The organism is Pseudonocardia sp. KRD291 (assembly GCF_019263595.1).
Taxonomy (GTDB): Bacteria; Actinomycetota; Actinomycetes; order Mycobacteriales; family Pseudonocardiaceae; genus Pseudonocardia.
In genome coordinates, this window is the sequence record NZ_JADQDD010000045.1 from 1 (window position 1) to 13,059 (window position 13,059).

General features: G+C 74.5%; 11 protein-coding genes. 2 read left to right on the forward strand and 9 right to left on the reverse strand.

The genetic code is table 11. The features are described 5' to 3' along the window. A partial coding sequence (locus I4I78_RS09200; protein ID WP_218610820.1) for a PaaX family transcriptional regulator C-terminal domain-containing protein occupies positions 1-780 on the forward strand: 780 nt, incomplete at its 5' end. Positions 781-808: 28 nt separating this feature from the next. On the opposite strand, the gene dnaE is transcribed toward I4I78_RS09200, so the two are convergent. The 4 genes from dnaE to I4I78_RS09220 form a co-directional block, all read right to left on the reverse strand. After that, complete coding sequence (gene dnaE / locus I4I78_RS09205; RefSeq protein ID WP_218610821.1) at positions 809-4,369, reverse strand: DNA polymerase III subunit alpha; 3,561 nt, start codon at positions 4,367-4,369, stop codon at positions 809-811. A 260-nt stretch (positions 4,370-4,629) separates the two neighbouring features. Then, positions 4,630-5,856: a glycosyltransferase gene (locus tag I4I78_RS09210; RefSeq protein WP_218610822.1), complete on the reverse strand. Its 1,227-nt coding sequence runs from the start codon at positions 5,854-5,856 to the stop codon at positions 4,630-4,632. After that, the gene (locus I4I78_RS09215) at positions 5,853-6,893 is read right to left on the reverse strand and encodes a hypothetical protein (protein WP_218610823.1); all 1,041 of its coding nucleotides are present in this window, start codon (positions 6,891-6,893) and stop codon (positions 5,853-5,855) included. Before I4I78_RS09215 ends, I4I78_RS09210 begins: the two co-directional genes overlap by 4 nt. Continuing rightward, positions 6,890-7,696 carry a DUF998 domain-containing protein gene (locus I4I78_RS09220; protein ID WP_218610824.1) on the reverse strand — a complete coding sequence of 269 codons (807 nt, stop codon included), beginning with the start codon at positions 7,694-7,696 and terminating at the stop codon, positions 6,890-6,892. Before I4I78_RS09220 ends, I4I78_RS09215 begins: the two co-directional genes overlap by 4 nt. Positions 7,697-7,827: 131 nt before the next feature. On the opposite strand from I4I78_RS09220, the gene I4I78_RS09225 reads away from it, so the two are divergent. Beyond that, positions 7,828-8,451 carry an HAD-IA family hydrolase gene (locus tag I4I78_RS09225; protein WP_218610825.1) on the forward strand — a complete coding sequence of 208 codons (624 nt, stop codon included), beginning with the start codon at positions 7,828-7,830 and terminating at the stop codon, positions 8,449-8,451. A gap of 33 nt (positions 8,452-8,484) precedes the next feature. Here I4I78_RS09225 and I4I78_RS09230 read toward each other — a convergent pair whose 3' ends face one another. From I4I78_RS09230 to I4I78_RS32700, 5 genes are all read right to left on the reverse strand, one after another. Continuing rightward, positions 8,485-9,162 carry a hypothetical protein gene (locus I4I78_RS09230; protein ID WP_218610826.1) on the reverse strand — a complete coding sequence of 226 codons (678 nt, stop codon included), beginning with the start codon at positions 9,160-9,162 and terminating at the stop codon, positions 8,485-8,487. Between the two features lie 13 nt (positions 9,163-9,175). Further along, a complete protein-coding gene (locus I4I78_RS09235; RefSeq protein ID WP_218610841.1) occupies positions 9,176-10,087 on the reverse strand; it encodes an RluA family pseudouridine synthase in 912 nt (303 codons plus the stop codon). A 10-nt stretch (positions 10,088-10,097) separates the two neighbouring features. Continuing rightward, positions 10,098-10,697, reverse strand: coding sequence for a signal peptidase II (gene lspA / locus I4I78_RS09240; protein WP_218610827.1), 600 nt, complete (start codon positions 10,695-10,697; stop codon positions 10,098-10,100). 23 nt (positions 10,698-10,720) lie between these two features. Further along, a complete protein-coding gene (locus tag I4I78_RS09245; protein WP_308251987.1) occupies positions 10,721-12,208 on the reverse strand; it encodes a potassium/proton antiporter in 1,488 nt (495 codons plus the stop codon). Positions 12,209-12,281: 73 nt separating this feature from the next. Further along, complete coding sequence (locus I4I78_RS32700; protein WP_226379384.1) at positions 12,282-13,040, reverse strand: class I SAM-dependent methyltransferase; 759 nt, start codon at positions 13,038-13,040, stop codon at positions 12,282-12,284. Positions 13,041-13,059 lie beyond the last annotated feature (19 nt).

A 13,059-nucleotide genomic window follows, 5' to 3' on the forward strand; every position in this document is an offset into this window, starting at 1 on the left:
CTCACCGTGCTCGGCGAGTTCGTGCTGCCCGCGCGCGAGCCGGTGTGGACCCAGGTGCTGCTCGACGTGCTCGGCGACCTCGGTGTGGAGCCGAAGTCGGCCCGCCAGGCGCTGGCCCGCACCGCGGCCGAGGGCCTGCTCGACTCCGACCGGTCCGGGCGCCGCGTGCGGTGGTCGCTGACCGGGCGCGGGCGGCGGCTGCTCTCCGAGGGCGCGGCACGCATCTACGGCTTCGGCACCCCGGCGCCGGCCTGGGACGGTCGCTGGTTGATCCTGCTGGCCAGCGTGCCGGAGTCCCGGCGCCAGCTGCGCCACCGGCTGCGTACCCGTCTGGCCTGGGCCGGGCTCGGGTCCCCCGCCCCCGGGGTGTGGGTCTCACCCGACCCGGCGAAGGAGACCGAGGTCGCACGGGTCCTCGACGACCTGGACCTCGGCGGGGTGACCAGCTCGTTCGTCGGTCAGTTCGGCGCGATCGGCCGGCCGGCCGAGGTCGTCGCGCAGGCCTGGGACCTGGACCGGATCGAGCAGGCCTACGACGAGTTCCTCGACGGGTTCGCCCCCTACGCCGACGTCGCGCCGCCCGCGGACGTGTTGACCCGGCAGGTGCTGCTGGTGCACGCCTGGCGCCGGTTCCCGTTCCTGGACCCGGAGCTGCCCTCAGCCCTGCTGCCCGAGCAGTGGGCCGGCACGCGTGCCGCGCAGCTGTTCGCCACCCTGCACGCACGCTGGGACGAGCCGGCCCGCACGCGCTGGCGCGAGCTGGTGGGCCGGGCCGGCTGACCGCGGTATCCGGGCCCACGCAGTCCGGTCAGCCCAGGCAGCCCGGTCCGAGAAGCGCCTTCAGGTCTCCCATCAGGGCGGAGGTGTTCGTGACCTTCAACCGGTCGTCGAGCTTGAGCATCGTGGTCTTGGTGCCGTAGACCAGCGCCAGGTGCACCTCGGAGGTACCGGGGTGGTGGGTCAGCACCTCCTTGAGCGCCGCGACCCGCTCCGGGGTGCACAGCTCGGTGCGCAGGCTGACCTTGAACGGCAGACCCGCTTCCCCGACGCCCTGCAGCTCCGGGACGGCGAGGTCGTTCGCGATCAGCGAGACCCGGTCGTCGCGCTTGTTCACCCGGCCCTTGACCAGCACGATCGCGTCCTCGGCCACGTCCACGCCGACCACCTGGTAGGCGCGCGGGAAGAACAGCACCTCGACGCCGCCGACCAGGTCCTCGATCTGCGCCGACGCCCACGGCTCGCCGTTCTTGTTCACGCGGCGGTTCACGTTGGCCAGGATGCCGCCGACGGTGACCTGCGCACCCTCGGCGACGGTGCCGTCGATGATGGAGGAGATCGGGGTGTCGGCCTTGGCGGCGAGCGCCTGCTCGAACCCCTGCAGCGGGTGCCCGGAGACGTAGAGCCCGAGCATCTCCCGCTCGACCGCGAGGCGGTGCTTGGTGTCCCACTCCTCGGTGGGGACCTTCACGTCGAAGATCCCGCCGAGCGCGTCGTCGTCGCCGCCCGAGGAGCCGTCCATCGAGCCGAACAGGTCGAACTGCCCCATCGAAGCGGCCTTCTTCGTGCTCATCACGGCGTCGATCGCGTCGGCGTGCACGAGCAGCAGGCCCTTGCGGGTGTGCCCGAGCGAGTCGAACGCACCGGCCTTGATCAGCGACTCGATGACCTTCTTGTTGCAGACCACCGCGTCGACCTTGCGCAGGAAGTCGGAGAAGTCGGCGAAGTCCCCCTTCTCCCGGCGCGCGGCCACGATCGCGTCGACGACGTTGAACCCGACGTTGCGGATCGCGCCGAGGCCGAACCGGATGTCGGTGCCGACCGGGGCGAAGTTGCGCACCGACTCGTTGACGTCCGGCGGCATGACCGTGATCCCCATCCGCCGGCACTCGGCGAGGTAGATCGCGGCCTTGTCCTTGTCGTCGCGCACCGACGTGAGCACCGCGGCCATGTACTCGGCCGGGTGGTTCGCCTTGAGGTAGGCCGTCCAGTAGGAGACGACGCCGTAGGCGGCCGAGTGCGCGCGGTTGAACGCGTAGTCGGAGAACGGCAGCAGGATGTCCCAGAGCGTCTTGACCGCGGCCGCGGAGTAGCCGTTGTCCTTCATGCCCTGGGCGAAGCCGTCGTACTCCTTGTCCAGGATCTCCTTCTTCTTCTTGCCCATCGCCCGGCGCAGCAGGTCCGCCTTGCCCAGCGAGTACCCGGCGAGCACCTGGGCGATGGACATGACCTGTTCCTGGTAGACGATCAGGCCGAACGTCTCGCCGAGGACCTCCTTGAGCGGCTCGGCCAGCTCCGGGTGGATCGGCGTGATCTCCTGCCGGCCGTTCTTGCGGTCGGCGTAGTCGTTGTGCGCGTTCGCGCCCATCGGGCCCGGCCGGTAGAGCGCGCCGACCGCGGAGATGTGCTCGAACTCGGTGGGCGCCATCCGGCGCAGCAGGTCGCGCATCGGGCCGCCGTCGAGCTGGAACACCCCGAGCGTGTCCCCGCGGGAGAGCAGCTCGTAGGTGGTGGCGTCGTCGAGCTCGAGGTGGTCGAGGTCGAGCGCCGGCTTGCCGTTGAGCTCGATGTTCTCCAGCGCGTCGTCGATGATCGTCAGGTTGCGCAGGCCCAGGAAGTCCATCTTGAGCAGCCCGAGCGTCTCGCAGGCGCCCATGTCGAACTGCGTGATGATCGCGCCGTCGGCCTCGCGGCGCTGGATCGGGATGACGTCGAGCAGCGGCTTCGCCGACATGATCACGCCGGCCGCGTGCACGCCCCACTGGCGCTTGAGGCCCTCCAGGCCCCGCGCGGTGTCGATGATCTCCTTGACCTGCGGGTCCGCCTCGTAGAGCGCGCGCACCTCGGTGGCCTCGGAGTAGCGCTTGTGCGACGGGTCGAACACCCCGGAGAGCGGGATGTCCTTGCCCATCACCGCGGGCGGCATCGCCTTGGAGATCCGGTCGGCCACCGAGTAGCCGGGCTGGCCGAACAGCACCCGCGCCGAGTCCTTGATCGCGGCCTTCGCCTTGATCGTGGAGTAGGTGATGATCTGGGCGATCCGGTCCTCGCCGTACTTCTCGGTGGTGTAGCGGATCATCTCGCCGCGCCGGCGCTCGTCGAAGTCCATGTCGATGTCGGGCATCGAGATGCGGTCCGGGTTCAGGAACCGCTCGAAGATCAGCTTGTGCCGGATCGGGTCCAGGTCGGTGATGCCCAGCGCGTAGGCGACCAGCGAGCCGGCCGCCGAGCCGCGGCCGGGGCCGCACCGGATGCCGACCGACTTCGCGTGCTGGATGAGGTCCGCGGTGACCAGGAAGTAGCCCGGGTAGCCCATCTTCATGATCACGCCGAGCTCGTAGGTGGCCTGCGTGCGGTACTGCTCGGTGATGCCGTTCGGGAAACGCTGGTGCATCCCCCGCTCGACCTCCTTGACCAGCCAGGACTCCTCGGTCTCGCCCTCGGGCACCGGGGCCTGGGGCTGCAGGTCCTGGCCCTCGGTGAAGTCGACCTGGACGCGCTCGGCGACCAGCAGCGTGTTGTCGCAGGCCTCGGGGTGGATCGGGTCCCACAGGCCGCGCATCTCGGCGGCGGACTTGAGGTAGAAGTCCTGTGCGTCGAACTTGAAGCGGTTCGGGTCGTTCATGGTCTTCCCGGTCTGCACGCAGAGCAGCACCTCGTGCGCCTTGGTGTCGTCCGGGTAGGTGTAGTGCAGGTCGTTCGTGGCCAGGCCGGGCAGGTCGAGCTTCTTCTTCAGCGCGAACAGGTCCTCCTGGACCCGCTTCTCGATCTCGATCCCGTGGTCCATCAGCTCGCAGAAGAAGTTGTCCTTGCCGAAGATGTCGCGGTAGTCGCTCGCGGCCTGGCAGGCGCCCTCGAAGTCGTTCTGCTGCAGCAGGCGCGCCACCTCACCGGACGGGCAGCCGGTGGTCGCGATGATCCCCTTGCCGTAGCGCTCGAGCAGCTCCCGGTCCATCCGGGGCTTGTAGTAGTACCCCTCGAGGCTGGCCAGCGAGGACAGCCGGAACAGGTTGTGCATCCCCTCGGTGTTCTCGGCCAGCAGCGTCATGTGGGTGTACATGAGGTCCGGGTTGTCGCTGTTGCGGCCCAGGCTGCCGTCCAGCGAGACCCGCTTGCGCTCGTGGCGCGACCCGGGCGCGAGGTAGCCCTCCATGCCGATGATCGGCTTGACCCCGGCGGCCTTGGCCTTGCGCCAGAACTCGTAGGCGCCGTACACGTTGCCGTGGTCGGTCATCGCGATCGCGGACTGGCCCATCTTCTGGGCCTCGGAGAACAGGTCGTCCAGGCGCGCGGCCCCGTCGAGCATCGAGAACTCGGTATGGGTGTGCAGGTGGACGAAACCGTCGTTCGATGTGCCGCTGACCGCTGCCATGTGTGGTTCGGGCTCCCTTCACGCGCCCTGGGAAGGCGCGGTGCGACGACGTGCCGCGACCTCGTGACCTTCGGCGAGGGACGCGACGGGAGCGGGCGCGGTGGGAACGCGTCGCGCCCGTCACGGTGGGATCCCTCGCAGGACGGTTCAGCGAGATCGGCGTGGGCCCAGACTAGCCGCGGGCACCGACAGTTCCGGGCACCCGGGCGAGGTGGGGACGAACGTCCAGCTCACCGCGCCCGGGGCGTGTCGGGACCCGTTCAGGCCGCCGTCCGCTCGCGCACCGGCGTCCGGGTGACGCGGGTGCCGCGCGCGAGGGCGTAAAGGTTCTCGAACTCGTCGAGGGTCGCCTCCAGCGTGTGCTCGGCGACGATCTCCCGGCTCGCGGCCCCCATCCGGGCGCGCGCGTCCGGGTCCGCGAGCAGCGTGGTGAGCGCACCGGTCAGGGCGCCCACGTCGCCCGGCGGGTAGAGCAGGCCGTTGCGCCCGGGGCGGACCAGGTGCGGCAGCGCGACCGCGTCCGCGGCGACGACCGGGCGGCCCGCGGCCATCGCCTCCAGGGTGACCAGGCTCTGCAGCTCGGCGACGCCGGGGATGCAGAACACCGCGCACCGCCGGTAGGCCGCGACCAGGCTGTCGTCGTCGACGACGCCGTGGAACCGCACCCGGTCCGCGACGCCGAGCCTCTCGGCCAGCGCGGTCCACTCACCGCGCCGCGAGCCGTCGCCGACGATCTCGAGGCGGGTCGACCGGTCGGGCACCCCGGCGAACGCCGCGATCAGCTCCCCGACCCGCTTCTCCTGCTCCAACCGGCCCACGAACAGCACGGACGGCGCCGGGTCGCCGGTACCCGGCCCGTTGCCCGACCCGATGGCCGGGCCGTTCCCGCCGGAGAATCGGGACACGTCGATCCCGCAGGACACCGCGCGGGCCCCGGCCAGCCCGGCACGGCGCCGGAGCAGTTCCACCGCGCTCGGGGTGGGCGCGGTCAGCACGTCGGCCCGACCGTAGACCCGGCCCAGGTCGCGCCAGGCCAGGCGGCCGACGGCGGCACCGAGGACATCCGGGACCGGCGCGTGGTCGAGCAGGTTCTCCGGCATGAAGTGGTTCGTCGCGACGAGCGGGTAGCCGGCCCGGGCCGCGCCCATCGCGAGCCCGCGCCCGACCGAGAAGTGCGACTGCACGTGCACGACGTCGGGGACGAGCTCACGCAGGGCCTGTTCGGTCGCGGCGGCCGAGCGCCACGGCAGGCACACCCGGAACCCGTCCTGGCCCGGGTAGGGCAGGGAGGCCACCCGGTGCACGGTCGGGCGTCCGCGCACCGACGTGCCGCGGGCCCGCGGGCCGGACGGCGACGGGGCGATCACGTGGACCTCGTGCCCGCGTGCGGCGAGGCCTGCGGCCAGGCGCTCGGTGAACCGGGAGGCGCCGTTGACGTCGGGCGGGTAGGTGTCGGCTCCGATCAGGACGCGCAGCGGTGCGGTCACGGGATTCTCCTCTTCGTCGGTGCGGCGGGTGCAACGTCGGACGGCGCGGTCTCGCGCGGCCGGACTTCGGTGGGCAGGGCGCCGGAACGGGCGCCTGCGGGTAGGGGGGCGGGGGTCGTGCCGCCCTGTGGGAGACCGACGTCGGGCCGGTGCCGGACGTCGGGGTGGTGGCGGGCCAGCAGGACCACCCCGGCCACCGCCAGCAGCGCGCCGGCCACGGCGACGGCGACGTCCACCGGGGAGGTGCCGACCCGCTCGCCGAGCGCGGTCACGCCGAACCCGACGGCGACGATCGGGTCCAGCACGGTCAGGCAGGCCAGCACGAGCGAGGGCGGGCCACTGCGGTAGGCGAGCTGCACGGCGGCCCCGCCCGCGACCAGGGCCACCACCAGGGCGACCCCGATCGCGACCAGCACGGCCGGGTCGGCAGGGTCGGGTAGGGCGCCGGAACCGGACTGGTCGAGGTAGGCGAGACCGGCCCGCAGCAGCGCCGAGACCAGGCCGAACGCGATCGCGGCCGGCACCGCGCGGGCCAGGCAGCGGGCGGCGCCGTGCCACCGGCCGGACAGCAGGGCCAGTACCAGCGCGGCTGCGGCCAGCGTCCCGCCGACCACCGGCATCGCGACCGGGTCGACCGGACCGCCGGACGCGCCGCCGGCGGCCGCGACCACGAACACCGCAACCCCGGTGACGGACACGGCGATCCCGGCGAGCACGCCGGAGCCCGGGCCGCGCGGCGCGCCGACGGCAGGCGGGGCCGCACGCCCGTCCCGGGACGCGGCCCAGCGCTCCGCCAGGACCCCGAGGGGCACCGCCAGGACGCCGATCGGCTGCACCAGCGTCACCGGGGCGAGGCCGAGGGCGACGGCGTGCAGGAGCGTGCCGGCACCGGCGGCACCGGCGCCGAGCAGCCACAGCGGCCTGCGGACGAGCACGCGCAGCGTCGTCGCGCCCCGGGCCACCCGGTGCTGGGCCGCCGCGGCGGCGGCGAAACAGGCCGCCGCGAGGACGGCCAGGGCGACCGCGACCGCGTTCATCCGGTCACCGCCGGCGGCGTCGACGGCACCGGCGCGGGACCCGCACCCGGCACGGCCGGGATGGCGGGGACGGTGGCGGCCGCAGCGGCAGGGGCAGCGGCAGGGGCAGCGGCCCGCCCGAACACCACGACCATCCCGAGCATGGCCAGGTAGGCCAGCCGCTCGACGAGGCCCAGCAGCGGGAACGGGGGTGCGCCGGCGAGCACGGCCGGGGCGTGCGAGGCCAGGAAGGCGAGCGCGGCGACCCCGGTGCCGGCCGACCACCGGGCGAGGCCTGCGGCCCGCGCGGCGGCACCGCCGGGTCCGCGGGTGGCGAGCAGCCCGGCGACCGGTGGCACGGCGAACACCACCGCACCCGCCCACCGGTGCACCACCGACGCGAGGTCCGGCGCGGCGCCCACGGCGTGCGTCGGGAACACCGCGACCAGCACCAGGGCGACGCACCAGAGGGCGAGCAACACGGCGACCGGCCGCGGCCACCCGCAGCGCGGCGCGGCCCGGACCAGCGCCACGCCGGCGGTGACCAGGCCGGCCGCGGCCAGCCCGAGCAGGGCCGCGCCGCCGGGCACCGCGACGTAGTCGCTGACCGTCAGCGCGACCGGGTCGACCGTCGTGGCCCCGATCGCGTGCAGTGCCAGCACCGCCGTCCCGGCCACCGCCACACCGGCCGCGACGACCCCTGCGACGGCTCCCGTGACGGCCCCCGCGACACCTCCGGCGACACCTTCCGGGGTTCTCCCGGCCGGCGTATTCGCCGTCCCCTGCTGCTCCTCCGCCGTCCCGGCGGGACCCCGTCCGTCCACAAGGTCATCGTGCTGAGCAGGCCGAACGCCGACCATCGGGGAAGACCCCGATCGCGGTCGGGGGCGTGACCCCCGGTACCCCGGGGGCGGGCCCGTCCCCGCAGGCACCCGGCGGGCTACCGTGACCGGCGATGACCGCCGCCCCGGGCCCGACCGTCGTGTTCGATCTCGGCGAGGTCCTCGTCCCCTCCTCGGGGCTCGAGCGCGCGCTGGCCGCGGAGCTCGGCGTCGACGAGCCCGCGCTGCGCGACGCCTACTGGGCGCACCGCCTGCGCCACGACCTGGGTGAAGAGCCGCTGCGGTACTGGACGGCCGTGTTCACGGCACTGGGCATGGCCCCGGAGCCGGAGCGGATGGCCCGGGCCGAGGCGCTCGACGTCGCGCACTGGTCCGCGTTGCCCCCGGCGTCCACCCTGATGATCGGCGAGCTGGCCCGGATGCGGGTCCGGCTGGCGCTGCTGTCGAACGCGCCGCGCGGGCTGGCCGCCGCGGTCCGGGCCGCCTCGTGGAGCGGCCCGTTCGACCGGCTGCTGTTCTCCGCCGACGTCGGCGTGGCCAAGCCCTCGGCCGACATCTACCGCCGCGCCGACCACGAGTTCCGGACCGCGCCGGAGCAGGTCGTGTTCTTCGACGACCGCGACGACAACGTCCGTGCCGCCCGCGCGCACGGCTGGGACGCCCACGTCTGGCGCGGCGCCGCGGCCGCCATGACGACGCTGCGCTCGCGCGGGATCCCGCGCCCGGCACGGGGATGACGCCCGGGACAGGGCGGACCGGGCAAGAGGCCCTCAGGCCGCCGGGACGGGGCCGTCGTCGGGCAGCGGGTCCGCGGCGGCGGTCTGCTCGGGCAGCAGCGGGGCCAGGGCCAGGTCGGTGACCTGCGTCCCGACCGGTGCTGCGTCGACCGCGCGGACGCCGGGCGTCGTGGACAGGGCCTCGAGCCGGGCCCGGTCCGCGCGCACCACCAGGGCCGGCAGACACGCGCACGACGGAGAGTCCAGGGCCCGCATCTCCGCCGACGCGACGGCGGCGCGGCGCCCGCCGAGCCGGGACGCGTCGGCCCCGGCGGCGAACCCGGCCCGCTGCCGGGCGACGTCGAGGGCGGCCGCGACGTCACCGGTGCCGGTCACCGGCTCGAACCGCAGCGCCGTCTGCACCCGCGGCAGCGACACCCGGAACACGGCCGTGACCACGGGCGACGGCCCGGCCAGCGCGGCCGCGGTGGCCGTGTCGAGCGGGCGGTCGAGCTGCAGCAGGGCGAGCGTCGTCTCCCCCGGCGCCGGGAGCCGCCGCGCCAGGTCGGCGCGGTACTCGGCGACGGCCTGGCCGGGGTCCGGGCCCAGGCGCACCGATCCCGCGGTACGCGCCGGGGTCGGCCCGCCGCCCTCGCTGCCCGCGAACCACGCCGCCAGCACCACCACGAGCGCGAGCCCGCCCAGGACCGCGATCCTCGTCCGTGCCCTCATGAACCGATGCCCGTCAGTCCCGCAGGGTGTCCAGGGCGGCGGCGAGGTCGGCCGGGTACGGGCTGGTGAACTCGACCTGCCGCCCGTCGCCGGGGTGGGCGAACCCGAGCATGCGGGCGTGCAGCCACTGCCGGGTCAGGCCGGTGCGGGCCGCCAGCGTCGGGTCGGCGCCGTAGGTGAGGTCGCCGACGCAGGGGTGGCGCAGCGCGGAGAAGTGCACCCGGATCTGGTGCGTGCGCCCGGTCTCCAGGCGCACGTCGAGCAGGCTCGCCGCGCGGAACGCCTCGACCGTGTCGTAGTGGGTGACGCTGGGGCGCCCGTCGGCGACGACGGCGTAGCGGTAGTCGTGGCGGGGGTGCCGGTCGATCGGGGCGTCGATCGTGCCGGAGGACGGGTCCGGGTGCCCCTGCACGACGGCGTGGTAGCGCTTGAGCACCGTGCGTTCCTTGAACGCGCGCTTGAGCGCGGTGTAGGCGTGCTCGGACGTGGCCACCACCATCACGCCGGTGGTGCCGGCGTCGAGCCGGTGCACGATCCCCTGCCGCTCGGCCGCCCCCGATGTCGAGAGCCGCACGCCGAGCGCGGCGAGACCCCCGGTCACGGTCGGCCCGTTCCAGCCGGGGCTGGGGTGCGCGGCCACCCCGACCGGCTTGTCGACGACGACGATGTCGTCGTCGGAGTACAGGATCGCCAGGCCGGCGACCTCCTCCTCGGGCGCGCCGGAGGCGGCGGGCGCCGCGGCGTCGGGCAGCTCGATCTCCAGCCAGCTCCCGCCGGGCAGCCGGTCGGACTTGCCGGCGGCCTGCCCGTCGACGGCGACCCGGCCCTGCTCGGCGAGCGCGGCCACGACGGTGCGCGAGAGCCCCAGCAGTCGGGACAGCCCGGCGTCCACCCGCATGCCGTCGAGCCCGTCGGGCACCGGCATCTGACGCTGCTCACCCACCGTCGGTCACCCCGCCGGTGTCCTTGCCGGGTGCGCGGGTGCCGTCGATCTCGATCCCGCGCACCGCCATCAGCACCAGCAGGATCCCGCCGCAGACGATCGAGGAGTCGGCGACGTTGAACACCGGCCAGACGCTCCCGTCCGGCGCGAACAGCGACACCATGTCCACCACGTGCCCGCGCAGCGGCCCGGGCGAACGGAAGAACCGGTCGATCAGGTTGCCCAGCGCGCCGCCGAGCACCAGCCCGAGACCGATCGCCCAGCCGGTCGAGGCCAGCCGGCGCGCAATCCGGATGATCACCCCGACCACCACCAGCGCGACGATCGTGAGCACCCAGGTGTACCCGGTGGCCATCGACCACGCGGCGCCCGGGTTGCGCAGCAGCACCAGGTAGACGGCGCCGCCGAGCAGCTCCAGCGGCGCCCGGTCCTCCAGCGACGCGACGGCGGCGACCTTGGTCAGCACGTCGAGGGCCAGCACGGCGACGGCGATCCCGGCCAGCAGGGCGACGCCCCGGCGGGCGACTCCCTCCCGGCCGGGGGTGCCCGGGCCGGCGCGGGGTTCAGCGGGGTCGGCGCGCTCCTCGGTCACCCCCCGATTATGCGCGGGCCCGCTCACCCCTCGCGGTCCGGGCGGTCGCCCTCGCGCCAGCGGACCAGGGCGCCGCCCCGGTCGACGGCCCGGATCCGGCGTTCGGCCTTCTCCCGCACGTCCCGGGTGGACACGACGAGGAGCTGGTCGCCCACCCGCAGCCGGGTGCCGCTGTCCGGGGTGAACGGCGCCTTGTCCCGCACCACCAGGCTGACCGTCGCCCCGGTCGGCAGCCGCAGCTGACGCAGGTAGATCCCGTGCAGCTTCGACCCGCCGGGCACCTTGAACTGCAGCAGCTCGGCGTTGACCTCGTCCAGCGGGGCGGCGTCCACCTCGACCTCGCGGGCGTCGGTGCGCGAGGCCACCCCGAGGAGCTTCGCCACCCAGGGCAGCGTGGTGCCCTGGAGCAACGTGAGCACCACGACCAGCACGAACACGACGTCGACCAGGTCCTGGTACGTGGGCCCGCCCTCGACCAGAGCGATCAGCGCGAGCACGATCGGGACCGCCCCGCGCAACCCCGCCCAGGACAGGAACGCCTGCTCACGCCACGGCATCCGGAACGGCACCGCCGCGACGAGGACCGACAGCGGGCGCGCGGCCAGCAGCAGCACCGCGGCGGCGATCAGGGCCGGGACGACGGCGTCGAGCAGCCGCGGCGGGCTGACGTAGAGCCCGAGCAGCACGAACAGCCCGATCTGGGCCAGCCACCCGGTCCCCTCGGCGAACGAGACGACGCCGCCGCGGTGCGGCAGGTTGGCGTTGCCCAGCACCAGGGCGCAGACGTAGGTGGCCAGCAGCCCGGACGCGTGCGCCCACTGCCCGCAGGCGTAGCCGAGCACGCAGACCGATATCGCGGCCAGCGGGTAGAGCCCGGTGGAGGGCAGCGCGGCCCGGCGCAGGGCCCACCCCCCGGCGAACCCGAGCGCGGCCCCGATCACGGCCCCGGCCACGAGCTCGTAGCCGACCAGCAGCGGCGTCGTCCAGCTGATCGCCTCGGCCGAGGCCAGCACGGACACCGCGATCACGACCGGCGCGTCGTTCATGCCGGACTCCAGCTCCAGCGTCCCGGCCAGCCGGCGCGACACCGAGACCCCGCGCAGCACGCTGAACACCGCGGCCGCGTCGGTGGAGGACAGGACCGCACCCCAGAGCAGCGCGACCCGCCAGTCCAGGCCGAGCAGGTAGTGCAGCGCGGTCCCGGCGACCCCGATGCTGACCACCACCGACACGGTGGAGAGCAGGATCCCGATCCCGAGTGCCGGGCGCACCGCCGACCAGCGGGTGCTCAGCCCGCCCTCGATCAGGATCAGCACCAGCGCGGCCAGGCCGAGGGTCTCGGTGAGGCGGGCGTCGGAGAACTGGAAGCCGAGCACCGACTCGCCGAGCAGCATCCCGATGCCGAGGTAGAGCAGCAGCGACGGCAGTCCGAGACCGACCGAGACGCGCACGGCGAGCACCCCGAGCAGCACCACCGCGGCGGCGATGCCCAACACCAGCTCCAGGCTCACCGTTTCCACCTCCGCGCCGTACCGCCCAACCCTATCGGCGCAGGTCGTGCGGCCCGGAGGCCGGGTTCGCCCCTCAGGTGCGCCAGAACAGCGTGACGGCGTCCCGGCGGCGCAGCGGGATCCGCGCCAGCGCGGACGCGACCTCGTCGGTCCGTTCCGGGGGCAGGCACAGCCTGCGGGTGACCCACGCCGGGTCGTGCGGGTGGCGCCGGGCGCGCTCCCAGCGCCGTACCTGCCCGACGACACCGAGGTCGCCCAGCACGGCGACCGCGTCGGCATCGGTCACCGACGGGGGCCGGTGCAGGTCGTGGAAGCGCGCCCACAGCGGGTCCAGCCAGGCCATCGGGTGCTCGGGCAGCATCTCCACGACCACCCCGCGGGTCGCGGCGGCGGTGAGCGCGGCCAGGAACGGGGCCGGCTCGACCACGTTGTGCAGCACGTGGTGGCAGACCACGACGTCGGCGGTCCCGGCCCCGGCCGCGGTGTCCGGCCACCGGCCGTGCACGGTCGCGCAGGGGACCCCGCGCTCCCGGGCGCCGTCGGCGAACACGGCGAGCATGTCGGCCTGCTGGTCGGTGCCGGTGACCCGGGTCATCGGCCCGGCCAGGGCGAACGCGGCGTCGCCTCCCCCGCATCCGACGTCGAGCACGGTGCCGCCGGCGCCGAGCAACTCCAGCCCGGCGTCGCGGGACGGCGTGTCGGCCGGGACGTCGGGGGCGCGGAAGTCGCGCGGGTCGTGCGTCCACGGGTCGGCGGGCGCGGTGGCCAGGATCTCCGGCGGGATGCCCCGCCCGGACTGCAGCTCCGCCCACCGCCGCGCCGCCTCGCTCATGCGCGCGACCCTACGGTCA

Coding starts and splice junctions, on each gene's coding strand:
- I4I78_RS09215 (WP_218610823.1), bottom strand. CDS start 6,893: ATGAACGCGGTCGCGGTCGCCCTGGCCGTCCTCGCGGCGGCCTGTTTC.
- I4I78_RS09225 (WP_218610825.1), top strand. CDS start 7,828: ATGACCGCCGCCCCGGGCCCGACCGTCGTGTTCGATCTCGGCGAGGTC.
- dnaE (WP_218610821.1), bottom strand. CDS start 4,369: ATGGCAGCGGTCAGCGGCACATCGAACGACGGTTTCGTCCACCTGCAC.
- I4I78_RS32700 (WP_226379384.1), bottom strand. CDS start 13,040: ATGAGCGAGGCGGCGCGGCGGTGGGCGGAGCTGCAGTCCGGGCGGGGC.
- I4I78_RS09230 (WP_218610826.1), bottom strand. CDS start 9,162: ATGAGGGCACGGACGAGGATCGCGGTCCTGGGCGGGCTCGCGCTCGTG.
- I4I78_RS09235 (WP_218610841.1), bottom strand. CDS start 10,087: ATGCCGGTGCCCGACGGGCTCGACGGCATGCGGGTGGACGCCGGGCTG.